We start from the raw sequence: 23351 nt of genomic DNA, 5'->3' as shown, positions 1-23351 counted from the left end.
GCTCCTTATGGTTGGGCGGGATGAGCGGTGCGGTTCGCGAGGGCCACATCTAGAATCAGCCCGATTAGGCCGACCACCATGGCGACACAGATCCACCATTGATGTAGGAGGAGGGCTGCGAAGAAGGTGCCGGCAAGACCCAGCAAAATCAGCACGCGCCACACGTTACGCGAGGCGTTCCCTTTCAATGCAGGCAAGATGAGCGCCATGACGGCCAGGGCGATGTTGGCCAGGATGGCGACAAGCGCGCCAAGTGTGCCATTGACCCCGGTCAGCGGGGTGAAATAGGCATAGAGTGCGATGGCAAACCCGACGATCGAGGCTACCAGCAGCACAATGGCGCCCAACCTTTGCGAGCGAGATTGTGGCATGGCGTTGTTGTCTCCTTGTGGGACAGGAATGATCACCTGGCTCTTTTATTCCGCCGTTGGGCTGGGGCACATAGCGCCAAGCTCAAAGGGGATGAGCGAAATGGTTGAGCCTTGGCTACGTCTTTGGTCGTAGCTCTCGGCTCCCATTTTAGTAAAAAACGTAGGACTTTTGTGGTCTTGTTTCAAAAAATTATTTTTCTGCTAACGAATTTGTGCGTGGAGGCGCCGTAAGGCGGTACATGGGGCTTGATGATCGAGAAGGGCTTGACGCGCAGTGAATCTTTTAGCATGCTAATTGTGTAATGCGACAAAACGCCGCATCACCACCAAATCCAGGAGTGGTCATGAAAGCACTCAACAAGCTGTTCTCGATGTTGGCAACCATCGTCGTCTCTGCATTGCTGCCGTTCTCTATGGTGGCGGAAAGCGAGGCTAATCAAAACGTTAGTGTCCATAACGACACGGCGAACGTCTCCACTCTGAACGCTAAACAGCGTCAAGATGACGACCCCCTATAATTTGCGTCGACGCCCGAGGCACCGCCAATAGTGTAGTCTGACGCGCATCATTCACGCGCCGTGCTCGGCGTGTCATGTCACGAGGGCTACACCATGCTGAGGATCTCCAATACGGTGGCGCTCGCCGATTGGGAAATCGATATCAGCCAGATTCGCGCGCAGGGCGCCGGTGGCCAGAACGTCAACAAGGTCGCCTCGGCGGTGCATCTACGTTTCGATATTCCCCACTCGTCATTGCCGCCGTTCTACAAAGAACGACTGATGGCACTGTCGGATCAGCGTATTAGCAAGGACGGTGTGATCATCCTCAAGGCGCAGCGTTATCGCACGCTGGAAGCCAACAAGGAAGAAGCGCTGGCGCGTCTCAAGGCATTGATCCAGGACGCGGTAAAGCAGCACAAGGTGCGCCGCCCCACTCAGCCTTCCAAGGGCGCGAAGCGCCGCCGCGTCGACAAGAAAACCCGTAAGGGCAAGACCAAGGCCCTGCGAGGCAAGGTAGAGACGTAACACCGGTTTCAGCCGGCGGGGGCGCTTCACGCCGGCTAATCTTTCAGACGATCAGTAAAGGTCTGCATCGAGTGGCTTGATACTGACGTCAAAGAATGAAGGCTCTAGTTTCCGGTCCAGCGGTTCGAACATGGCATGCATAAAGTCCATGAGCTCATGGTTGGCGGAGATGGCAGAGGAGACGTCACGATTGAGAACAGCATCAAGTATTTTAATGTGAATTAGTATGTTCTTGTTGATTGAGGTGGTGTCTCCTAGATGGCTCTGGTAAAGAAAGCCTAAGCGACGAAATATGGTATGTAATGGTCGTAGTGTGCGTGCTACAAAAGGCTCGTTGGCGGCTTCAATAATTAGTTGATCCATGCGCTTATCGAGGTCGTTGAATCGACGCAAGTCATTGTTCGACTCGGCTTCGTGCAAAGCTTGAATTAAATGGTGCATTTGGTTTCGCACTAAGCCGCTTTCATTCTCGATAGCCATCTCGAGTACGAAACACTCCAGATCACGCCGGATCTTGAGTAATCGCTTCTCTCTCGCCAGGTCAATAGGGGTGACCCGTATCCCAATGCCTGCTTGCATCTCCAGCAGGGTATCGTCAGTCAGTTTGCGAGTAGCTTCCAACACTGGGGTGCGCCCCAGCCCTACCTGCTTCTGCAAGTCGGCCATGGTCATGAAGGCGCCTGGCTGAATATCCATATGAGCAATGCTTGATTCAAGCCGTTCATAAGCCAGATTTCCCTGGGACTTACTATAAGCGGCTGATTTTTTTGTGTCAGACATTGTTTTACCTGTCCATCGTTAATCTTAAGTATTATGGAATACTTTGAAATTTGGCGATATATTTCTTATTAGACAACGAAATCTAAGAGCATAAAAGCAGCGTTAGACAAAGGTGGCACGTAGTGAATGCTTAACCATGGCTGCTCGGGGAATGACCGTGGTGCTCCTTCTGAAGCCTTGAAAAATTAGGGATGACGATGCGGTTATTCAACAGCTTTAACTATCCTGATGCAAGGGAGTAAGCGGCTTATGACGATTTTTGATCTATCGGGCAAGACAGCACTGATTACAGGTTCATCTGGAGGCCTTGGCTTTGCTATGGCGAGGGGGTTGGCACAAGCCGGGGCCCAAGTCATTTTGCATGGGCGCAACCAAGATAAGCTGCATGAGGCCCACTCAGTACTGTCCAGTGAAGGATTCAATGTACTGAAAACTTCCTTCGACATTACGGACGAAGCGGCTATCGAAAAGGCGCTTGGTAACCTCAAGGGGGATGGCGTATATATTGACATCCTAGTCAATAATGCGGGCATGCAACTGCGCAAGCCGCTGGTGGAGTTGACCCGCAATGAGTGGGATACGGTCATCAACACTAACTTGTCGAGCGCTTTCTTGCTCGGTCGCAATGTCGCACGTCAAATGATAGAGCGCGGCCAGGGTGGCAAGGTAGTCAATATTGGTTCACTGATGAGCTCCGTAGCTCGTCCTACTGTAGGTGCCTACACGGCTGCAAAAGGTGGAGTACGATTATTGACGCAATCGATGGCGGCGGAATGGGCAGAGCACGGTATACAGTCCAATGCGATTGGTCCTGGTTATATGATTACCGAGATGACGCAACCGCTCGTCGATGATCCGGATTTCAATGGCTGGATTACTGGGCGTACACCATCGCGGCGTTGGGGAACGCCTGAAGACTTGGTCGGGACGGTGGTGTACTTAGCATCGCCTGCTTCCAACTATGTCAATGGACAAATTATCTACGTTGATGGCGGCATGCTCGCCGTACTTTGATGAAATCCTACACACAGGTTAGTGAGTAGAGCATACGCTCATGACAATGACAATTCTCCTAGCCTATACGTTGAAATGTGAAATATAACATCAATAGGAATCGTATCATGAAAATTAAAAGCTCCTTGAGTGGCCTGCCAGTAATCACTGCATTGTTATCAACATTGGCTGCTTCAGTCGTTAGTACTTCGGCCATGGCAGCCGAGTACAATGCTAAGCTCTCGCTTGACGTACCAGAGGGTAATACGAAGTACGTTGCGGCTAAGAAGTTTGCCGATATGGTACGTGAGCGAACTGATGACAATGTCGATATTAAGCTTTTTCCTAACAGTGTTCTCGGCGGAGAGAGTGAATCGGCAGAGGGCATTAGGCTCGGCTCCGTACAGATGGGGATCATTACTAGTTCAGTGCTGACTTCTTGGGTGCCTGAAGTTCAGGTTCTTGATCTTCCTTATTTGATCAACAGTGATGAGCAAGCGGTGGCAATTAACCAACCCCTCACTGATGAGTTGGAACCCAAGTTTGAGGATGAAGGGTTTCACTTAATGGGGTTTTCGGTTAATGGTATCCGTCAGCTTATGAGCAGCACGCCGATTCACTCGGTTGATGACGTCAAGGGCAAAAAAATGCGCGTCATCCAGAGCCCTTTGCACGTCGCTATGTGGAAGGCCGCCGGGGCTAATCCTACGCCAATCCCAGCTCCTGAGATATACAACTCAATGCAAACAGGGGTGATCGACTTTTTCGATAATACAGCGACTAACTATCTTACGAATCGCTTCTATGAGGTTGCGCCTTACTACGTAAAAACTGGGCACGTTTATGCGATGGGGACTTGGGTGGTTTCACAAAGCTGGTGGCAGCGTTTGCCGGAGGAATATCAGCAAGAAATCACCAAGGCTGCCAACGAAGTCCAGGAGCAGCTGCCTGCGATGCGCCAGCAAGATGATAAGGCGGCTCTAGCCAAGACTGTCGAGGATGGTGCCACCATCATTGAGATCGATGATAAAGGGCCTTGGAAAGAGGCCATGCAGCCCGTCAGAGAGGAGTACATCAAGAAAATTCCCAACGGCAAGGCACTCGTCTCGCTAATTGAGAACGCCGACTGAAGCTTGGAGGCGGCCCCGCCACAATGGTGGGGCTGCACGTTCCATTTCACCTCAATGGCGTTGCCATTCTGGAGCGTATCGAATGTCTGCCTATCGCCTTTCGCACACGCTGCCTGTGCTGAGTCTGGAGCGCGCCGCTGCTGGGCTGGAGTCGGTGGTCCGCCTGTTAGTCTTCGTCACTTTGCTGGCGATGACGATAGACGTATTCGCTGGCGTAGTCTCGCGCTATGTATTCAATGACGCCTTTTCGTGGACCGCTGAGTTTGCGGTTTGGTCGTTCACCTGGTTGATCTTCCTCGGGGCGGCGTTAGGGATCCGCCAGCAGCGCCACGTCGCTGCTGATTTTTTGACCAAGAATGTATCTGGTTGGTCGGCAGAACTACTGAGCTTCATCCAGAGCCTGATCTTGGCTCTGACGGTAATGATGATGATGTTCAGTGGCTACCAGCTTGCCGAGATGGTCGGCGGAGTCAGTGCTAGCTTGGAGTGGCCTAAGATATATAAGTACGCGGTCATTCCTGTATTTGGTCTGATTGGCTTGGTATTCCTGCTTGCTCGAGATGCTGACAACACGCGTACCCTGATTCGCAATTTCTTGGCACTTGGTATTGCCGGTCTGCTTTATCTAGGTCTCGATCATGGCTTGCTTTCTCCGTTACAGGGTATTTCGCCTAGCCTGATCATGTTGGCCGCATTCTTCGTGGCTTTAGGTGTTGGTGTACCGGTCTCCTTTTCTTTGATGTTCGGGGTCTTCCTGGCTAACTCGGCGTCGTTCATTCTTCCAGCGCCAGCGATAGTGCAGAACATGGTCACGGGTTCGACCAAGTTCATTCTATTGGCTATCCCCTTTTTCCTTTCGACCGGCTACCTGCTCAATCTGGGCGGTCTGTCCACGCGCCTGATCGACTTTGCCTCCAGCCTGGTGGGTCATTTACGTGGCGGCTTAGCCCACGTCAACGTACTCAATAGCCTGATGGTAGGTGGTATTTCCGGTTCGTCGAGCGCCGACGCTGCTAGTAGCACCAAGATCCTGGTTCCTGAAATGGTGCAGCGTGGCTACTCACCGGCCTTCTCCTGTGCGGTCACGGCTTCATCGGCGATTCTGCCCAATGTCGTGCCGCCCGCGATTGCCATGCTGGTTTACGCTTCAGTGGCGAATGTCTCCATCGCTCGGTTGTTCATGGCCGGTATCCTGCCAGCAATTCTCTGTGCGGGCGTTCTGATGGGGGTCTCCTACTTGATATCTGTGCGTCGTCAGTACCAGACGGCCACTGCTCGAGCCCCCTGGAGCGATGTTTGGCGTAGCTTCCTGCGTGCCCTACCGGTGCTGGTCATTACCGTTGGTGTTCTGGGAGGAATTCGATTTGGCATTATCACCGCTACCGAAGCGGGGGTCATAGCGTTGATCTGGACGTTCGTTCTCGGCAAGTTTGTATTCCGCGAATATGGCTGGAAGAAGTTCTATCGTGCCTTCGCCGAATGCGGGACCGACGCCGCCTTGGTGGGTTTTTTGATCGCTGCCTCGGTACCCTTCGCCTGGGTTCTGATCGCCGAGCAAGTACCCCAGGAGATTGTCGCTTGGGCAAGTACCATCGTTGATGGCCAACTGGGATTGTTCATCATCCTGCTGGTGGTCTTGGCGGCGGCGGGGATGTTTCTCGATCTGACCCCGGCGATGCTGATCATCGCTCCACTGTTCTTACCGATGATGACGAACGCTGGGGTCGACCCTGTTCAGCTCGGTATCATTATGATCATTGTCCTGCAGCTCGGCGGTGTCTCTCCGCCAGTGGGGCTTTTGGTGTTTATCTCATCCCAGATCGCCAAGGTGTCACCTTCAGCAGTATTCAGGGCCGTGGTGCCCTTTATTGCGGGGGCTATGATGGTAGTGGTTCTACTATGTTTATTTCCGTTCCTGACGATAGGGCTTTGGGAGCTTTGGGGATGATCATAAAACGTATCTAACGTATGTGGTTTGCATACTGCGTGACAAGATAGATACGTGACCTGCTGTCAGCCGACGTGTCGTTTCACGCCGGCTGAGTGGGAAGCGCGAGCAATTCGCGCTCCAGAGCGAAGATGTGCGGGTCGTCGTGTCCCATTTCGCGCAGCGCTTGGGCCAGGTTGAGCAGGTAATCGCGGTTGGGGCCGCTGGGGCCGTGGGACTCGGCGATCTGTCGGGCGATGGCGGTATCAGGCGCCGGCCCCAGGAAGGCGGCATTGTCCTCGCTGGCGAGGTAGACCAGGCCCTCGCGGCTTTCCTCTCCCTCGACGTCATCGAAGTGCAGCGCTGTGACCACGCGCAGGTAGCCGTTTTTCTCGCGCACATCCAGCGGGCCGAGCACGTCCTGGGTGATGCGGTAGGCCATGCCGTGGCAGACCGCGCCGGGGCGTTCGGTCAGCGTAGCGACACGGCCCGGCGCCTGTGGCGTGCCGCGGTGGTCGTGCGAGCCCTGCCAGAAACGTCTTTCCCAGCCGATGATATGCGCAGGCCGGCTCTCCAGAAACGAGAAATCCGCCTTCCAGATCAGAGAACCATAGCCGAACAGCCAGATCGCCTCATGGTCGTTGAAATGCGTCATTTGCTGGTTGATTGCGGTGGTATCGAGCGTCATGACTCTCTTGCGTACATCGAGTGAATAAACGGGAATCTATCCCCGATTATGCACGTTTTGGCGTTGGTATGCGGCATACCTCTTTTTGCACCATCGCGGTGCGCATTCGATTCGGCTATGCTCAAGGGCCGATTCTTCGGGCCGTTTCCATTACACGTAGCGGGGCGCATTACGATAGGCGCCGCGTGGTCTTTCTTCATGGAGGTGGGTATGTCGCCGTCCCTGCTGGGAATCTTGATCATGTGCGCTGGGGTGTTGTGCCTTGCGCTGGGCGATGCGATTTCCAAGTGGCTAGGCGCCACGTACGACCCGATTCAGATCATCTTCTTCCGCACTCTGATCTCGCTGCCGTTGATCGCACTGTTGGCACGCTTCAATGGCGGCTGGCAAAAGCTCAAGACCCGGCGCCCGGGCGTTCATCTCCTGCGCGGTTTGATCTTTGCCGGCACGATGTTCTGTTTCGTCACCGGCCTGACGCTACTGCCATTGGCGGAAACCACCGCCATTGCCTTCGCCGCGCCATTGTTCGTGACGCTGCTTTCCGGCCCGCTGCTCAAGGAACGCGTCGAACGCTTGCCGTTCATCGCTTCGCTGGTGGGCTTCGCCGGCGTTCTGATCGTGGTGCGTCCTGGCGCGGCGGGCTTCCAATGGGGAGCGCTGATCGTCGTCGGCGCGGCGGTGTGCTATGCGTTGATGATGATCACTGCGCGGCGCTACGGCGGTAAGGAAAGCCTGTGGGCGATGGTCTTTTACGCCACTCTGGTACCCCTGATCGTCAGTGCGATATTGCTACCCAACGTTTGGAAGATGCCTGAGGGGGTGGCGTGGCTGGGTTTCATTGGCTCTGGCATCTTCGGCGTGGGCGCGGTGTCGTGCATTACGCTGGCGTTTCGTTACGCCCCGGCGGCGCTGGCGGCGCCGTTCGATTACACTGCCATGGTCTGGGCGGTGCTGCTGGGCTGGTGGTTGTGGGGTGAAGTACCGGATATCTGGGTCTTCATCGGCGCGCTGGTGATCATCGGTAGCGGCGTCGCCATTGCCATGTATGAACGGCAGGTAGCCATCAAGGCGCGTCCCACGACATAAAGCCGTGAGTACGAGAGAGGCTATGCCGGATATCTCGGCGCGGTTTTATCAGATATTTTTTATAAAAAGGCCCGGCTGTGCTCAAGTCTGCCCTTGGCAGGTCGATATTGGGTACGGCCGTCTACCACGGCGTCAACATTCCTTAACATCCTTCTGATTAACTCGTCGTACTCCTTCCCCATGAGACGCCGAGCCGGGTACGACGATGCGGATCAAGACCTCGTTCAAGATAGCGATCTTGTTGTTGTTCGTTGCTTATCGAGCAGCGTGCATGGTGCGTGTGATTCGTAGGGCACGGCGTGTGTCGGCCGAACGTCGCTCGCCCGTGGTCTAGGGCCGCGCGCTCGGCGTCACGCGGGCAAGTGCGTGGCGATGCGTTCGGCCTGCCGATACCGGGATGCCTGCATGTCCGCCATGCCGTCGAGCACATGCGCATGTACGGACGCCGGTGCGGTATCTGGCCGCCCGGCGTCGAAGGGCGGCTCGGGTGCATATTCCAGCGTCAGTTGCGCCGCCTGGGCGGTCTCGTCACCCAGCAGCTCGGCGATGACCGTCAGCGCCAGATCGATGCCGGCCGTGACGCCTCCGCCGGTGATGAGGTTGCCGTCCCGCACGACGCGCCCCGCATCGGGGATGGCGCCGAAGAGTGGCAGCATGTCTCGCCAGGCCCAGTGACAGGCCGCACGTCTCCCCCGCAGAAGGCCGGCCGCGCCCAGGATCAATGAGCCGGTGCAGACCGATGTCAGGTACCGCGAGGTACTGGCGAGCCGCTGAATGGCGTGAAGGAATCGTGCATCCTCTGCGGCGTCGAGGCACCCCAGCCCGCCCGGTACGCACAACACGTCGCATGCCTCGATAACGTCCAGGTCGGCCAGGTTGGCGAAGGTCAGCCCCTGGGCCTCTACCGGCAGGCCGCCGACGGAGGCGACCACGACCTCGGTTTGGGGCACACGCGAGAAGAATTGATGAGGTCCGGTGAAATCCAACTGCGTGACGCCGGGATAGATCGGTATCACGATATGTATTGTCGACGCCATGGCGGTATCCGTAGGCAAGGGTTGTCTCATGCAGAATAGCGCGCATGAAAAAAATCGCCCGTGGTCCAGGAGGCCACGGGCGATCAAAGGTCATGGCACCGGACGGCGCCTGACCCAGTAGGTCACGTGTAACGGGTTACTTCTGCAGCTTGACCATGCGCAGGTACGGCTTCTTCTCGTCCCAGCCTTGCGGGAAGAGTTCCTTAGCCTTTTCGTTATCGACCGAGGGCACGATGATGCAGTCGTCGCCTTCGGTCCAGTTGACCGGTGTGGCGACCTTCTGGCTGTCGGTCAGCTGAAGGCTATCCAGCACGCGCAGGATCTCTGAGAAGTTGCGACCGGTACTGGCCGGATAGGTCAGTGTCAGGCGCACTTTCTTGCTGGGGTCGATAATGAAGACGCTACGCACCGTCAGGGTGTCGTTGGCGTTGGGATGAATCATCCCGTATAGCGAGCTGACCTGACGGTCGGCATCCGCCAACAGTGGGAAATTCAGGCCATGGCCCTGGGTTTCCTTGATGTCGCCTTCCCATGCCTTGTGATCGTCCAGCGGATCTACGGAGAGACCGATGGCCTTGGCGTTGCGTTTCTCGAATTCCGGCTTCAGGCGCGACACTTCGCCGAGCTCGGTGGTGCAAACCGGGGTGAAATCCTTGGGATGCGAGAACAGGATGACCCAGTTGTCGCCGGCCCACTCATGGAAGTTGATCGTTCCGTCGGTGCTATCTTGGGTGAAATCCGGGGCAATATCGCCGAGTTGTAGTGCCATGGCGTCCTCCTTTCACTGATTGGCGAAGCATTGAGCATCGCATCACAAACTAGGGCATGGGAAACAATGGATTTCGCTAAGCAAATGCATCTTGGGTATTTGCCCATACGTGACGCTTCCCGCGCCCCTCTCTCCAACACATGGTGACGCGCCCCGGGGATCACAAGGGGGCGCCGCGAGACTCAAGCGCGGATATAGGCCCAGCCCTGCGCCTGCAGTTCGGCGAGCGTGACCACTGCGGCCTCGACTTCCCCGAGGCCGCCGGGGTTGTCCAGCGCCTGGGTCGCGAGGGTATTGCGGCAAAGCCGCAGCCAGGCATCGGTGGCCGGGTCGGGCGTGTCCAGGGCGGCGGCCACGGCGGCGCCGTTGGCCACGATCAGCATCTCGGTGTCGGGCCGTGCCCGGGCCAGGTTGAGTGCATTGCGCCGGGCGCGGGCGAGGCCATCGGCGGTGGGAGCATGCAATACGACACGCAAGGCACTCATGAGGTCGTCTCCTCGGGGGTGGCGGCAACACCGATATGCTGTTCCAGGCGCTGCACGTGGTCGCGAAAGCCGCTCTGCTCGCGGCGCCGGGCGAGCGGCAGGTCGATGGTGACGATATCACGCACCGTGGCCGGCGCGCCTTTGTCGGGTTTGGCCAGCACCACGACGCGGTCGGCGAGGAGGACGGCCTCCTCGATGTCATGAGTGACGAAGACGATCGCCGCGTCGCTGCGCTGGCGCAGCTCGGTGAGTTCGCTCTGCAGGCGCTGGCGGGTCAGGGCGTCGAGTGCGGAGAACGGCTCGTCCATGAACAACACCCGAGGCCGTACCGCCAGTGCGCGGGCGATGCCCACTCGCTGTTGCTGACCGCCGGACAGCGTGCGTGGCCAGCGCTCGGCGAGTTCCTCGAGCCCGACTAGTGACAGCGGTTCCATGGCACGGGTACGGCGCTCGTCGCGGGATAGTCCCAACCCTTCCAGGCCCAGCTCGACATTGGCGCGCACGCGGCGCCAGGGAAATAATCGCGGCGCCTGGAAGACCATCGAACAGTCGCGGCTGGCCGACGCCTCGGCGGTGGAGAGATGGACGTCGCCACGCTGCGGGGCCAGCAAGCCGGCGAAGGCGCGCAGCAGGGTGGATTTGCCCACGCCCGAAGCGCCGACCATGGCCACGAATTCGCGCGGGGCCACTTCGAGGTCGATGTCGTCGAGCACGACGTCGTCGGCAAAGCCCAGACGTACGCCGCGTGCCGTCAGGACGGGCGCGGACGCGTCATTCATTGCTGCCACCGTAGAACCCTCCGCTGAATGCGCATGAACAGGAAGTCGAACAGGGCGTAGAGCGCGGCGATGGTCAGCATGTAGACCACCACCACATCGGTGGCGAGCAGGCCCGAGGCTTCCATCATGCGCTGGCCGATGCCGGGAATGCCGAACAGCTCGGCGGCGACCACCGTCATCCAGCCTTGGCCCAGGCCGGCACGCAGTCCCCCGAGGATGCCCGGCGCCGCCGCCGGCAGGCTGATCTTGGCCAGCCGCGCGCTGAAACCGCCCTGGCCGAAGGCCCGGGCGACTTCGTAGTAGCCGTCGTCGATGGCGCGCACCGCGCTGTAGCTGGTGAAGTAATTGATCCAGAACACGCCGATGCTGATGATGAAAGCAGCGGCGGTTTCGGTCACGCCGAACCAGATGATCGCGAAGGGGATCCAGGCCAGCGGCGGAATCGGCCGCAGCAGGCGTGCCAGCCAGCTGTGGGCGGCATCGAACCGGGGCAGCAGCGCCGCGGCCATGCCGACCGCAATCCCCAGCACCGAGCCGATCACCAGGCCGATACTGTAATGGGAGAGGCTCGACAACACGACGTCGAGCCAGATGCCGTCCAGCACTTCCGCCCAGAGTACCCCGGGAATCTGCGAGGGCAATGGCACCAGGTTGCTCGGCAGCCAGCCCACGCGCAGGGCCGTCTCCCAGAGCGTCACCAGGGTGGCAAGGCTGACGGCGCTGATCAGGGTGCGTCGATGGCGTGCGGGACGCGTCATGGCGCTGCGTTCTCCGTCGAGGGCATCACGGCGTCATAGACCGACGTATCGAAGAGCGCATCCACGTCCACGGGCTTCTTCAGCGTGCCGATGCGACGCTGGAAGTCGGCCATGGTACGCGTGGCGTCGATGATCATGTGCGGGTCGGCCAGATAGTTGGACGACGGCGAGGACAAGGCGGCGGTGACAGTTTCCTCGTCGATGAGCCGCTTGCCGACGAACTCGCGCACGTACGGCGCGGCCTTCGCGGGCTCGTTCTCGAGCATCTCGGTGGCGCGGACGTGCTGCGCGACCAGAGCCTGGATCGCCTCGGGATGCTCCTTGAGCACGGCCTCGCGTACTGCCAGCACCGCGCCGGGCTGGTGAGGCAGCATGTCGTTGCCGCGTGCCACGACTCGAGCGTCGGGATCGCGTTGCTGCACGACACTGAGGATCGGCTCGAGGGTAGAGGCGGCGTCCGCCGCGCCAGCCAGCAGCGATTGCTGAACCCTTGAGGCCCCCATGGTGACGATATCCACCGCGTCCGCGTCGACCCCGATCTGTTCTTCCAGCCAGTAGCGCAGCACGGTGTAGGGTACCGAGCCATTGGGGAAGGTGGCGATCTTGGGCTTGCGGCCCTGCGTCTCGGTGAACTGGGCAATGGCGGCCGCCGGATCATTGCCCTCGAAGGCATTGGCGAGCTCGCCGCGGGCGATCAGCCCGATCTGCTCCTGGATGCTGGCGGCGAGCACTTTGATCGGCACACCGTTGGCTCGGGCGACCATGGCCGGCCCAATGCCGAAGTTCATCACGTCGAGCTTGCCGGATGCCAGCGCCTGCACCATGGCCGGACCGCTGGAGAAGCGCGTCAACTCGAGATCCAGCCCCGCCTCGTCGGTCCAACCGGCGCCCTCCATGACGAACAATTGCGCGACCGGCAGGATGGGCATGTAGCCGACCTCGAGAGTCGTCGTTTCGTTGTTCTGGGCCAGGGCCGCGCCCGGCAGCAGGGCGGTCAGCGCGAGCGCGCCGATCCAGTGAAACAGTCGTCGCATGGCGAGTCTCCGGGGGTAAGCGATAGGTTCGCCACTATAGCGACTCGCCGATAATAACGAAAAAGCCCCGAATAACGATTTGGTTATAAGAATATGCGCGTTGCCCGTGAGGCGTTCACGGTGCCGGGCCAGCAGCGCCTAAGTAGTGCTTGCGCCAGTAGCGGATATTCAGCGAGGAGACCGTGACCTCACGGCCACTGCCGGGGGCGTGGATCATCCGTCGGTCGCCCAGATAAATCCCGACGTGGGTGGCGCGGTCCCCGGCGCCGAAGAACAGCAGATCCCCGGGACGTGCCTGCTCGCGAGAATCGAGCGTCTGGTACTGCTGATTGGATGTGCGTGGTACATCAATCCCAGCCGCATGGTATGCCACTTGCACCAGCCCGGAACAATCCAACCCAGTCTCCAGCGAATTGCCGCCCCACTTATAAGGTGTGCCCAGCGCCTGCTTGGCGTTGGAAATGATCAATGCTCGCTCGATGGAGAGGCCCTCCGCCGTGGTCGGGCCGGGATCGTGCGTCTCGATGCGTTGGCTCGACGAACACCCGGCCAGAACGAGCAGGCATAAAAGCAGCGCCAAAGTCGCTTGTAAGCGCGGCGCAGCCACTGCCGCGGACGATGAATGGGTGACAGGATCACTCTCCATGCGAGCTCCTACAGTCGGAATCCGATGAGTGACAAGAATGCCAGCAGTGTAGCCAAAGATGCTACGGGGTGAGAGCGCCAGCTCATACTGGCGCCGCTTTGTTAAGGTCGACCGTTGATCGGGCCTGAATATGGGCTTGCAGGCTCAACGCGAGCTGACGCGCCGCCTCCTTGGGGCGTCCCGGGCTGCGGTGCAGAGCGATTTCAGTCATGGGCAGCTCGGGGAGCCCCTCGACGCTATCGATGATGCTCAGGTCCGAGCCCAGCATGGAGGGTGTGAGCACCGTTATCGCCAAGCCCGCGCGTACCGCGGCCGTAAGGCCGGACAAACTGGCGCTGGTATAGGCGATTCGCCAGGGGATACCTACGGCGTCGAGTGCCGCCAGGGCGCGTTCCCTGAAGATGCAAACCCCATCTGTAGAGACCGCCAGGGGCAGCGGTGTGCGGCGTTGGGTGTCATGTCCGGGGGCACCGGCCCACACCGTGGGCTCCTGACACAGCACCTCGCCGCCAGGGCTCTTGGGCTGACGCGTGGTGATCGCCAGGTCCAGGCTGCCGGTGCGAACGCTTTGCACCAGGTCCACGCTGAGCCCGCAATCCACCTGCAGCTCGACCCCCGGGTACTGGGCCTCGAACTCGGACAGCGCCTCGGGGAGGTAGACCACGTAATCGTCGGGTATTCCCAGGCGTACCACGCCATCCAGCCGTTGCTCGCTGACATCCTGCCAGGCGAGCGCGTTTTGGCGCAGCATCTGCCGTGCGTGCGAGAGCAGGCGTTCCCCCGCCGGCGTAGGGGTCGGCGCTTTCCGCCCGCGCTGCAACAAGGGCTGCCCGAAGGTTTCTTCCAGACGCTTCATGTGCGCACTGACGGTCGATTGTGCTAGATGCAAGGCATCCGTCGCTGCGGTAAACCCTCCCTTGTCCACCACCGTGACGAAGGTGTTGAGCACCACTAGATCTAAGGGACGAAAGTTAGCCATTCAGTACCATCACGAATCATGATCGAAATATCGAAACTCTTCGTTTCCATGATAATTCATGCGGCTCCAGACTGCTCGCGTCACATACCACCCACGCCGATTCGGTATACACAGGAGCAGGCCATGACCAGCACACGCACCACCACCGGACTACTGGCGGGCCTTCTGACCGTCACGCTCTGGGCCAGCCTGCCGGTATTGCGCGATCTGATCAATCTGCCTCCCATGTTGACGGCAGCAGTGGCCATGGGGGCGGCTGCGCTGATGGCACTGCTCATGGGATGGCGTGGTGCATCGTCCGGCGTGGCCGCCTGGCGCGACGGGAAGTTCTGGCTGATGGGGGTCGGTGGCCTGACAGGCGCGCTGTATTTCTATTTCTCCGCCCTGAGCAAGGGCGACCCGGCCAAGATCACGCTCGTGACGTACCTCTGGCCGTTGGGATTCATGCTCGTGGCAGACTTGCTGGCCGGGCGTGGTCTTAGGGCGCGTACCTTACTGGGGTCGGCCGTGGCGTTTGCGGGGCTGGTGCCGCTGGTGCTCTCGAACGCTCAGGGCGAATCGACCTCGGCACTGGGCTATATGCAGGGCATGGCCTCCGGCGCTTCCTGGATCATGTTCTCCCTCTATCTCCGGGGGCGCGCCGCCTTGTCCTGGGTGGACTACAAGCACCTGTTCGCCGTTGCCGCCGTCGCCTCCTGGGGGCTGCACCGTGCGTTCGAAACCGCTCCCGAGCACGCGACGGCGATGGACTGGGGCGTGGCGGCGCTCATCGGGATCGGCCCTTATGGACTGGCGTTCATCACCTGGGGCTACGCCCTGCTGAGAAGCTCCTCCACGTTGCTGGGCGTGCTGACGTATTTCGTGCCCGTCATGTCGTCGGTGCTGCTGATCCTGGTGGGGCGTGCCGCGTTCAGTCTGCCGTTGGTCATCGCCTTCGTGGGTGTGCTGGGCAGCGCCGTCATTACGCAGTTGAAGAGACGTCCCCAGGGGGCGGTGAGTTCTTGAGACGACAGCCGCTCCGTTCGGGGCGGCTGTCGCCGAGGATGCCGAGTGGCATGTACAGGCCCGGTCAATGCGCCATCATTTCCCGTGCGATGGCGTCACCGTCTAGATGGGAGGGGTAGTAGGTCGGCCAGTTCGTGACCTCGTCCAGCAGGGCGGCGCGATCGTCGCCCCAGTAAAGATGGTAGTGGTCGGCATCCATGGGAGAGATGGTGTGATCGCTGAACTGGATGTAGCGAGGCGCGTCGGCGCTGCCACCATCGCGCTCGAAGATATAGCGCACCCCGCGATTGCCCGCCTCGTAGGTGAGGATTTCATGGCCGTCGTAGGTGTATTCCCCCGTGCGCTTGCCGTTGTCTCCGTAGAACGAGACCTGATCGCCCTCGATCACGATGCGGTCGACGTCCGTGCGATAGCCGGTCGTGTAGTACTGCTTGTAGTCGGCAGCCGTCTTGTCATCGCTTTGTGCGGCCTTGTGCGCGAAGACGTCATCCAGCGTGCCGTTCTGCAGATAGGGGTAGACCGACTGCCAGTCGCCCTCCCAGTCCGACAAGGCGCGATCCTCGACCTGATCATCATCGAAGTAACCGGCGTAGATATCGCTGTCGTGATGATCGTGGGAGTGATCGTGCTCATGCTTATGGTCATGATCGTGGCTGTGATCGTGCTCATGTGGATGGTGGTCGTGGTCATCCTGCTGCGCGACGGCCGGTGGCACGCTCGCCAGCGATAGCAGGCCGAGCGCGAGAGCGGCATGAGTGGATAGGTGACGCATCGTGATCTCCTGGTACTCATTGCGGTATGGTGGCTGAAAAGCGATTAATACGTTATAACATAACTTTTTCGGAGGCCAGTTCCAGTGGTCGTTTTTTTGCCGCATGATACCGATTCAGGAATTTGGCTCATCGATAGGGGAGCAGGAAGCGCAATGAAAGGGTGGCTGCTGGGGGTATCGCTGACGTTACTGGGTGGGTGGAATGTGGCACTGGCGCAGGATGACGCGCCGGACAGGCAAGCTCGCGAGGTGCTCGATCCCATCATCGCGTCGTTGATGGAGACGCAGCAGATCCCCGGCATGGCGGTCGCCCTCGTCGGGCCGAAGGGCACGACGGTCGCCCATTACGGCGACGCCAACCGCGAGACCGGCACGCCGGTCGACGACGACACCCTGTTCGAGATCGGCTCGCTCAGCAAGACATTGACCGCGACCCTGGCCTCGTTGGCCGCCGTCGAGGGCGAGCTCGACCTCGAGGCGCCCGTGAGCCTTTACCTGCCTGAGCTCGAAGGCAGCGCCTTCGACAGGATCGATGGGCGCAACCTCGGTACTCACACCGGCGGCGGGCTGCCGCTGTTCGTGCCTGACGAAGTGACCGACCATGCATCGCTGATGACCTGGTATCGAGACTGGCAGCCAAGCGAGCCCATCGGCGAGAGCCGTACCTATTCCAACCTGGGGATCGGCCTTTTGGGGCTGGAGACGGCGGCGAGCCTGGGGGGCGAATTCGTGCCGACGATGCGCGCCAAGGTGCTGGCGCCGCTCGGCATGCGGGACACCTGGTACGATATTCCCGAGGCGCACATGGCGCACTACGCCATGGGCGAGGCCAAGGACGGCCAGCCGATCCGTGTCTCGCCCGGCGTGCTCGACGACGAAGCCTACGGGCTCAAGACCACGGCCGCCGATCTGGCCGGGCTGGTGCGAGCCAACCTGCATCTCGCGGATGTCGACGCCGAGCTTCAGCAGGCCATCGATGCGACCCGCCAGGGCCATTACCGGGTCGGCGACATGACCCAGGCCCTGATCTGGGAGCAGTATCCGCTGCCCGTGGCGCTCGATACCCTGCGCGCCGGCAACGGTTACGACATGATCCTCGAGCCCAACGCGGCCGAGGCGATCGTGCCGCCGCAGGCGCCACGCGACGATGTCTGGGTCAACAAGACCGGCTCCACCAACGGCTTCGGCGGCTACCTCGTGATGCTTCCCGGCGAACAGACGGGGCTGGTGATGCTGGCCAACAAGAACTATCCCAATGACGCGCGCGTCGAGGCAGCCTACCGCATCCTGTCCGAACTCGGGGTCCTCGACACGCCGTAAGGCATTAGGGGGCCGCTGGGCCTTGAAACGACGCCCAAGCGGCCGGGCCTCTCAGTCCGGTACCGGCGTCTCGAAGGTATCGCGCCGGCGCACCGTCAGCGTGGTACCGATCGAGGCGACGATGATCAGGCCGATGGCCAGCCACTGCAGGCCACTCAAAAGCTGGCTCAGGAACAGCAGGCCGGAGAGCGCGCCGATCGCCGGTTCCAGACTCATCAGCGTGCCGAAGGTCTGGGTCGGCAGGCGCGGCAGTGCCACCATTTCGAGCGTGTAGGGCAGGGCGGTGGAAAGCACGGCGACGGCGAGTGCCAGCGGGAGGACCTCCGGCGCGAAAATCGCCGGGCCGACGTCGATCAAACCGACGGGGGCGATCACCACCGCCGCGATGGTGATGCCCAGCGTGGCGCTCTGGGCGCCATTGACCGAGCCTGCCTTTTGTCCGAACAGGATATACAGCGCCCAGCAGACGCCGGCTCCCAGCGCACAGGCCGCGCCGTAAGGATCGACCGCGCCGTTGCTGTCATCGCCCAGCAACAGAAGACATGTCAGGCCGAGCACGGCGAATGCCACCCACAGCAGGTCCAGCCAACGCCGCGAGGAGAGCATCGCCACCGTCAGCGGCCCGGTGAACTCCAGCGCCACCGCGATCCCCAGCGGAACCGTCTGTAGCGCCTGGTAGAACAGCAGGTTCATGACGCCCAGGGCGACGCCGTAGATCACGGTCGACTTCCAGGCACGGCGGCTGAACCGCTGGCGCCAGGGCCGCATCACGACCAGCAGTATCAGCGCGGCGAGGATTAGGCGAATCGAGGTCGTGCCGGTGGCGCCGATGACCGGAAACAAGGTCTTGGCGATGGACGCCCCGGTCTGGATGGAGCACATTGCCACGATCAGCATGGCCACCGGCCAAACCCTGGCCACGAATTCGCGCATGGCGACTGACATGACACCTCCTTTGTTCTGCGGCATGCTGCCCTTCTGACGGCGCCAGTCGCTTCCCGCTGACATGGCCGGACGCTGGCATTCGAGAGAACCGCGATTGTACGGATGGGCAATATAGTGCACAAGTCTAGCGAGCGCCCCGATGTCCTGGTGCACGTCGCCGCCAACGTGAGGCGTCTGCGTCAGGGGGCGTCGCTGAGCCAGCAGGTGTTGGCCGAGCGGGCCGGCGTGAGTCGGCGGATGCTGGTCAATATCGAAAAGGGCGACGTCAATGTCAGCCTGAGCACGCTGGATCGACTCGCCGAGGCGCTGGGGGTGCTGTTCTACGCCCTGGTTCAGCCGCCGGACAGTGAGGACTCGGCGCGCATCGACGAAGTCGCCTGGGTGGGGCGATTCCCCGACAGTCACGCCCGGCTGCTGGCGAGCAAGCCGGCGCGACAGGAGGTCGAGCTGTGGTCCTGGTCGATGGAGCCCGGAGAGAGTTACGAGTCCGTCGCCGATGGCACCGGCTGGCACGAGATGCTGGTGGTGATCGAGGGCACGCTGACCCTGGAGCTCGCGGACCGCGAGGTGACGATCGAGGCTGGTGACTTTCACGTCTACCCCAGCGACCAGTTCCACCGTTACCGCAACGAAGGCGCGGGGCGGCTACGTTTCATCCGCAACGTGGTGCACTGACGTCAAGTATCCATCCAAGCACCGATCCAGGTGCCAATGGCGATCTGCGTGGCCTCGTGACTGGCTGATGGCACGCACGTGCCCGCTTACCCGGCGTCCACCTGCACCGTCACCACGCTGTCATCGAACGCCAGTCGGTCGGCAATTGCCGCCATATTCGCCAGCGGGTTGGCGTATTGCCAGGCGATGTCGGGATGTTCGTCAGTGCTGTAGTAGGTGGCGTCGCCCTTGAAGGGGCAGTGCGTCACGGTGGTGGAGCGCAACAGTTGCGCCATCTGCACGTCGCTTTCGGGTAGGTATTGGTGCGGGGGATACCCGCGCTCGCGCAGCTCGACGGCGTGCGTGCTGTCGGCGAGCAAGGTGTCGCCGTCCCATACCCACACGCGATGCGTGTGGGGGTGCAGGCTGATGCGGTCTTGCGTGGTGTCTGCTGACATGGAGCCTCCCGGGCTATGGAGTGTCTTCCGGCAAGAGGGCGTCGGAGAGGGCGCGTTTCACGGCGGCCTGGGCATGCAACGCCGTGGTGTCGTAGAGCGGTACCTGAGTGTCGGTTGCCTTGATCAACATGGCGATTTCAGTGCAGCCGAGAATCACCGCCTGCGCGCCCCGCGCATGCAAGGCGTCGATCACGGCGAGAAATGCCTCTCGCGAGGCGGCTTCGATGCGCCCGAGGCACAGTTCCTCGAAAATCACCCGATGCACGCGTTCGCGCTGGGTGTCGTCGGGCACGATCACGTCGATACCGTAACGCTCGCTCAGGCGTTGCTTGTAGAAGTCCTGCTCCATGGTGAAGCGCGTGCCCAAGAGCCCGACTCGGGTGATGCCGTCGGCGACCAGGCTTTCGGCCGTGGCGTCGGCGATGTGCAGCAGCGGGATGTCGATGGCCGCTTCCACCTGCGGTGCCACCTTGTGCATGGTGTTCGTGGCGATCAGCAGAAAATCCGCGCCGGCGTGCTCGATCTGGCGCGCGGCGGCGGCCAGCGCCTCTCCGGCCGCGTCCCAGCGTCCGTCTCGCTGCAAGGTCTCGATCTCGGCGAAGTCGACGCTTACCATCGCGATCTTCGCCGAGTGAAAGCCGCCCAGCGCCTGTTTTACGCCTTCGTTCAGCGCCCGATAGTAGCTCTCGGTGGACTCCCAGCTCATTCCGCCGAGCAAACCAATGGTGCGCATGATGAACTCTCCTTGCGTGAAAAAGCGAAATAAAGCGCCGCGACGTGCTGTCGACTCACGAGGCGGATTGTCGCACCCCATCTTGTATCATAACGCTGCAGGCCGTCTCTGGCCCGGGTTGCGTGAAGAGCCCTCGCCCCCACCCGTGGGCACGCGCGATCATTCGGCTGTGTAGGAAAGAGGGCTGCGATAGTATGGAATGCGTCTGACGACCCCACGGCCGAGTCCATGCCTTTTTCCCCGCGTACATCCATGCGTCGTTTTACCGCCTGGCTGAGCTTGTTCGCCATGCTGCTGGTGGTGTGCGGCCCGGTGGTCGGGCAGGCCAGTGCCTCCCTGCGGCACGATGCGATGCCTGCGCACGCCGAGGCCGGGCACGGTGATCACTCGCGGGGCGGTCACGTCGCATCGGTCGGCCTGCACGATCAGTGCCCCTACTGCTCCCTATTCGGCCATTTCCCGGTCATCGAGGGGGCTTTCACCGCCTCGATAGTGGACAACGCCGCCGTCATCGCGCCGCATGCGCCAAGAGTGCTCGCATCTCAGGCGGTGACGACCACCTTCCCCAACGCGCTGACCCGCGCTCCCCCGTTGGCGTGCCATCACGCATAAGCGGTCTCGACTCCGAACTTGGTGCGTTTGCACGCCGCGCCTGCGCCGGAGTCGTCGGCCACAGGATGGATTCGGCTACCGAACGGTAGCCATGGCACGCTACTCGGGGGCTTCATGTCTCGTACTTCTGCGCGTTCTTCACGTGACGCCAGCGACCTCTACCGGGCGGTCTGGCGCTGGCATTTCTACGCGGGTCTCATCGCGATTCCCTTTCTGATCTCGTTGGCGGTGACCGGCGGGCTCTACCTCTTCAAGGATGAGATCGACCAGTGGCTCAACGCGGACATCGTGCGCGTCGAGGCGCAATCGTCAGCGGCGGTGTCGCCGCAGCAACAGTTGGATGCTGCCATGGCGGCGCATCCCGGCGAGGCGTTTCGTTACGTGCCTCCTGCTGCCTCCAACCTTGCCGCGGAGGTCGACATCACCACCGCCGACGGCAAGCAAGCCGTCTACGTCGATCCTTACACCGGCGAGGTCACCGGCACGATTCCCTATCAAGGCAGCGTGATGTGGATCGTGCGCACCATCCACAGTCTCAACTACTTCGGCGAGACGGCGACCCTGATCATCGAGATCGTCGGCGGCTGGTCGATCCTGCTCGTGCTGACCGGGATCTATCTGTGGTGGCCGCGCGGCCGACGCGGCGGCGTGATATCGGTACGTGCGACCCCGTCGAAGCGAATGTTCTGGCGTGACCTTCACGCCGTCACCGGCATTTTCGTCGGGGGCTTCATTCTCTTTCTGGCGATTACCGGCATGCCGTGGTCCACGGTGTGGGGCAGCAAGGTCAACGAACTCGCCAACGGTCACAACTTCGGCTATCCGGATGGCGTGCGCGTCAACGTCCCGGTCTCCGATGAACGCCTGGCGGAGCGGGAGACGACCACCTGGTCGCTGGAGCAGGCACGGCTGCCGGAATCGACGCCTGGACGCGAGGGCGCGCCGGGCATCGGCCTCAACGGCGCGGTGGCGGAATTCGATGAGCTGGGGCTGGCTCCCGGTTATGGCGTCAATCTGCCGAGCGGTCCTACCGGCGTCTATACCGGCTCGATCTACCCCGACGATCTGTCGCGGCAGCGCGTCGTGCATCTGGACCGGTATAGCGGCGAGCCACTGCTGGACATGAACTACGCCGACTACGGCCCGCTGGGCAAGTCGCTGGAGTGGGGCATCAACGTGCACATGGGGCAGCAATACGGGCTCGCCAATCAGTTGGTCCTGGCGCTGGCCTGCGCGGGGATCGTGCTGCTGTGCGTCTCGTCGGGCGTGATGTGGTGGAAGCGTCGACCGAGCGGCAAGCTGGGGATTCCCCCCGAACCCAAGGATCCCCGTCGCTTGCGCGGCGTGCTGGCGTTGCTCGCCATCGGCGGCGTGATCTTCCCGCTGGTGGGGGCCTCGATGATCGTCATGGCGGTGGTGGATGCGCTGGTGCGACGTCGCGGCGCCAGGCGCGCCGCGACGACCGCCTAGCCAGGCAGTCGCCGATGACCGTTGCGCCCGCCCGTCTCACGCGGGGGCGGGCGCGGCCGTCATTCATTTCATCTCGAAACCGCGCGAGACAAGGAAGTCGCGCATGTGCGGGCGCACCTTGTGCTCGAACAGTGGGGTGAGGTTCTGCGACCAGGTGGTGTCTTTTTGCGTGTTGCTGCGCGCTTGGTAGTACTCGCGCATGGAAGCGTCGAAGGCGTCGACCTGGGCCTGATCGTCGCGGTAGTAGTCTTCCTTGAGGATGGCCTCGACCGGCAGGCGCGGCTTGACCTCCGGGGTCTGATCCGGATACCCGAGGCACAGGCCGAAGACCGGGTAGACGTGCTCGGGCAGGCGCAGCAGGTCGCTCACGGCTTGCGGGTTATTGCGAATGCCACCGATGTAGCAGATGCCCAGCCCTTCGGACTCGGCGGCCACGACGACGTTCTGCGCCATGAGTGCGGTGTCCACGCTGGCGACCAGCAACTGTTCGGTCATGCCGCGGGTGGCATCGGCGCCGGCGCGCTCGGCGGCCTCGGCGGGGCGCTTCATGTCGGCGCAGAACACCAGAAAGTCAGAACAGGTGGCGATGTAGTCCTGCCCACCCGCCAGTTCGGCGAGGGTTTCGCGATTGGCCGAATTCTTCACGTGGATGACGCTGTAGGCCTGAACATGGCTGGACGTCGCGGCGCTCTGACCGGCCTGGATGAGTTCCCGCAGCAATTCAGGCGCGATCTTGCGATCGGTGAAGCGGCGGATCGAGCGGTGGGCGTTGAGCAGTTCGATGACGGGATTCATGTAGCCTCGTACTGAATTGATTTATTAGCTTGCTAATTAGTTTACTGCATACCGGCGGCTCTGTGCAACTGGGAATGGCGGCGCCATGTTCCCCGCCAGC

At 61.0% G+C, this 23351-nt stretch carries 27 protein-coding genes; 11 read left to right on the top strand and 16 right to left on the bottom strand.

Annotated elements, in window-relative coordinates; all coding sequences use genetic code 11:
• Window positions 1–5 precede the first annotated feature (5 nt).
• Entirely contained in the window at window positions 6–371 is a 366-nt protein-coding gene (locus tag KZO83_RS10965) for a hypothetical protein (protein ID WP_246895212.1), read from the bottom strand.
• A gap of 344 nt (window positions 372–715) precedes the next feature.
• Between KZO83_RS10965 and KZO83_RS10960 the strand changes: the two genes are divergently transcribed.
• Complete coding sequence (locus tag KZO83_RS10960; protein ID WP_178998386.1) at window positions 716–889, top strand: hypothetical protein; 174 nt, start codon at window positions 716–718, stop codon at window positions 887–889.
• Between the two features lie 93 nt (window positions 890–982).
• The gene (arfB, locus tag KZO83_RS10955) at window positions 983–1396 is read left to right on the top strand and encodes an alternative ribosome rescue aminoacyl-tRNA hydrolase ArfB (protein ID WP_247620846.1); all 414 of its coding nucleotides are present in this window, start codon (window positions 983–985) and stop codon (window positions 1394–1396) included.
• Window positions 1397–1447: 51 nt separating this feature from the next.
• On the opposite strand, the gene KZO83_RS10950 is transcribed toward arfB, so the two are convergent.
• Window positions 1448–2176 (bottom strand): GntR family transcriptional regulator, encoded by a 729-nt coding sequence (locus tag KZO83_RS10950; RefSeq protein WP_247620845.1) that lies wholly within the window; start codon window positions 2174–2176, stop codon window positions 1448–1450.
• Between the two features lie 249 nt (window positions 2177–2425).
• Here KZO83_RS10950 and KZO83_RS10945 point away from each other — a divergent pair, with 249 nt between their 5' ends.
• The 3 genes from KZO83_RS10945 to KZO83_RS10935 all read left to right on the top strand — a co-directional run bounded on the left by KZO83_RS10945 (window position 2426) and on the right by KZO83_RS10935 (window position 6247).
• Window positions 2426–3190, top strand: coding sequence for an SDR family oxidoreductase (locus KZO83_RS10945; protein WP_247620844.1), 765 nt, complete (start codon window positions 2426–2428; stop codon window positions 3188–3190).
• Between the two features lie 107 nt (window positions 3191–3297).
• The gene (locus KZO83_RS10940) at window positions 3298–4299 is read left to right on the top strand and encodes a TRAP transporter substrate-binding protein (protein ID WP_247620843.1); all 1002 of its coding nucleotides are present in this window, start codon (window positions 3298–3300) and stop codon (window positions 4297–4299) included.
• An 82-nt stretch (window positions 4300–4381) separates the two neighbouring features.
• A complete protein-coding gene (locus KZO83_RS10935; protein WP_247620842.1) occupies window positions 4382–6247 on the top strand; it encodes a TRAP transporter large permease in 1866 nt (621 codons plus the stop codon).
• An 82-nt stretch (window positions 6248–6329) separates the two neighbouring features.
• Here KZO83_RS10935 and KZO83_RS10930 read toward each other — a convergent pair whose 3' ends face one another.
• On the bottom strand, window positions 6330–6914 hold the full coding sequence (locus KZO83_RS10930; RefSeq protein ID WP_247620841.1) for a gamma-glutamylcyclotransferase: 585 nt from the start codon (window positions 6912–6914) through the stop codon (window positions 6330–6332).
• 210 nt (window positions 6915–7124) lie between these two features.
• On the opposite strand from KZO83_RS10930, the gene KZO83_RS10925 reads away from it, so the two are divergent.
• Complete coding sequence (locus tag KZO83_RS10925; RefSeq protein ID WP_247620840.1) at window positions 7125–8000, top strand: DMT family transporter; 876 nt, start codon at window positions 7125–7127, stop codon at window positions 7998–8000.
• A 350-nt stretch (window positions 8001–8350) separates the two neighbouring features.
• Here KZO83_RS10925 and KZO83_RS10920 read toward each other — a convergent pair whose 3' ends face one another.
• From KZO83_RS10920 to KZO83_RS10885, 8 genes are all read right to left on the bottom strand, one after another.
• Entirely contained in the window at window positions 8351–9037 is a 687-nt protein-coding gene (locus KZO83_RS10920; protein WP_247620839.1) for a DJ-1/PfpI family protein, read from the bottom strand.
• Between the two features lie 136 nt (window positions 9038–9173).
• Window positions 9174–9806, bottom strand: a complete 633-nt coding sequence (locus KZO83_RS10915; RefSeq protein ID WP_247620838.1) for a peroxiredoxin — start codon at window positions 9804–9806, stop codon at window positions 9174–9176.
• A 182-nt stretch (window positions 9807–9988) separates the two neighbouring features.
• The gene (locus KZO83_RS10910) at window positions 9989–10291 is read right to left on the bottom strand and encodes a hypothetical protein (protein ID WP_040240664.1); all 303 of its coding nucleotides are present in this window, start codon (window positions 10289–10291) and stop codon (window positions 9989–9991) included.
• A complete protein-coding gene (locus tag KZO83_RS10905) occupies window positions 10288–11070 on the bottom strand; it encodes an ABC transporter ATP-binding protein (protein WP_247620837.1) in 783 nt (260 codons plus the stop codon). The genes KZO83_RS10910 and KZO83_RS10905 overlap by 4 nt, the downstream gene beginning before the upstream one ends.
• On the bottom strand, window positions 11067–11828 hold the full coding sequence (locus KZO83_RS10900; protein WP_247620836.1) for an ABC transporter permease: 762 nt from the start codon (window positions 11826–11828) through the stop codon (window positions 11067–11069). The genes KZO83_RS10905 and KZO83_RS10900 overlap by 4 nt, the downstream gene beginning before the upstream one ends.
• Entirely contained in the window at window positions 11825–12862 is a 1038-nt protein-coding gene (locus tag KZO83_RS10895) for an ABC transporter substrate-binding protein (RefSeq protein WP_247620835.1), read from the bottom strand. Before KZO83_RS10895 ends, KZO83_RS10900 begins: the two co-directional genes overlap by 4 nt.
• A 115-nt stretch (window positions 12863–12977) precedes the next feature.
• A complete protein-coding gene (locus KZO83_RS10890; protein WP_247620834.1) occupies window positions 12978–13508 on the bottom strand; it encodes a C40 family peptidase in 531 nt (176 codons plus the stop codon).
• Window positions 13509–13590: 82 nt separating this feature from the next.
• On the bottom strand, window positions 13591–14487 hold the full coding sequence (locus tag KZO83_RS10885) for a LysR substrate-binding domain-containing protein (protein WP_247620833.1): 897 nt from the start codon (window positions 14485–14487) through the stop codon (window positions 13591–13593).
• Window positions 14488–14610: 123 nt separating this feature from the next.
• Between KZO83_RS10885 and KZO83_RS10880 the strand changes: the two genes are divergently transcribed.
• Window positions 14611–15492: a DMT family transporter gene (locus KZO83_RS10880; protein ID WP_247620832.1), complete on the top strand. Its 882-nt coding sequence runs from the start codon at window positions 14611–14613 to the stop codon at window positions 15490–15492.
• 64 nt (window positions 15493–15556) lie between these two features.
• Here KZO83_RS10880 and KZO83_RS10875 read toward each other — a convergent pair whose 3' ends face one another.
• Window positions 15557–16264 carry a ZinT family metal-binding protein gene (locus KZO83_RS10875; RefSeq protein WP_247620831.1) on the bottom strand — a complete coding sequence of 236 codons (708 nt, stop codon included), beginning with the start codon at window positions 16262–16264 and terminating at the stop codon, window positions 15557–15559.
• A gap of 153 nt (window positions 16265–16417) precedes the next feature.
• Between KZO83_RS10875 and ampC the strand changes: the two genes are divergently transcribed.
• On the top strand, window positions 16418–17584 hold the full coding sequence (gene ampC / locus KZO83_RS10870) for a class C beta-lactamase (protein ID WP_247620830.1): 1167 nt from the start codon (window positions 16418–16420) through the stop codon (window positions 17582–17584).
• 51 nt (window positions 17585–17635) lie between these two features.
• On the opposite strand, the gene rhtA is transcribed toward ampC, so the two are convergent.
• Window positions 17636–18529 carry a threonine/homoserine exporter RhtA gene (gene rhtA / locus KZO83_RS10865; protein WP_075370290.1) on the bottom strand — a complete coding sequence of 298 codons (894 nt, stop codon included), beginning with the start codon at window positions 18527–18529 and terminating at the stop codon, window positions 17636–17638.
• A 114-nt stretch (window positions 18530–18643) separates the two neighbouring features.
• On the opposite strand from rhtA, the gene KZO83_RS10860 reads away from it, so the two are divergent.
• Entirely contained in the window at window positions 18644–19204 is a 561-nt protein-coding gene (locus KZO83_RS10860) for a helix-turn-helix domain-containing protein (RefSeq protein ID WP_247620829.1), read from the top strand.
• 86 nt (window positions 19205–19290) lie between these two features.
• Here the strand turns inward: KZO83_RS10860 and KZO83_RS10855 are convergent, their stop codons facing one another.
• Together KZO83_RS10855 and KZO83_RS10850 are read right to left on the bottom strand one after the other, a co-directional pair.
• Window positions 19291–19641, bottom strand: a complete 351-nt coding sequence (locus tag KZO83_RS10855; protein ID WP_247620828.1) for a DUF427 domain-containing protein — start codon at window positions 19639–19641, stop codon at window positions 19291–19293.
• Between the two features lie 13 nt (window positions 19642–19654).
• A complete protein-coding gene (locus KZO83_RS10850) occupies window positions 19655–20374 on the bottom strand; it encodes an aspartate/glutamate racemase family protein (RefSeq protein WP_247620827.1) in 720 nt (239 codons plus the stop codon).
• 252 nt (window positions 20375–20626) lie between these two features.
• Between KZO83_RS10850 and KZO83_RS10845 the strand changes: the two genes are divergently transcribed.
• Together KZO83_RS10845 and KZO83_RS10840 are read left to right on the top strand one after the other, a co-directional pair.
• The gene (locus tag KZO83_RS10845; RefSeq protein WP_247620826.1) at window positions 20627–20986 is read left to right on the top strand and encodes a DUF2946 domain-containing protein; all 360 of its coding nucleotides are present in this window, start codon (window positions 20627–20629) and stop codon (window positions 20984–20986) included.
• A gap of 114 nt (window positions 20987–21100) precedes the next feature.
• Window positions 21101–22456, top strand: coding sequence for a PepSY-associated TM helix domain-containing protein (locus KZO83_RS10840; protein ID WP_247620825.1), 1356 nt, complete (start codon window positions 21101–21103; stop codon window positions 22454–22456).
• Window positions 22457–22519: 63 nt separating this feature from the next.
• Here the strand turns inward: KZO83_RS10840 and nfsA are convergent, their stop codons facing one another.
• Complete coding sequence (nfsA, locus tag KZO83_RS10835) at window positions 22520–23251, bottom strand: oxygen-insensitive NADPH nitroreductase (RefSeq protein WP_247620824.1); 732 nt, start codon at window positions 23249–23251, stop codon at window positions 22520–22522.
• Window positions 23252–23351 lie beyond the last annotated feature (100 nt).

Origin of the sequence: Chromohalobacter moromii (assembly GCF_023091865.1) — a bacterium.
Taxonomy (GTDB): Bacteria; Pseudomonadota; Gammaproteobacteria; order Pseudomonadales; family Halomonadaceae; genus Chromohalobacter; species Chromohalobacter moromii.
Note: the sequence above shows the minus strand (reverse complement) of the source record. Positions and strands in the feature narration are given on the sequence as shown.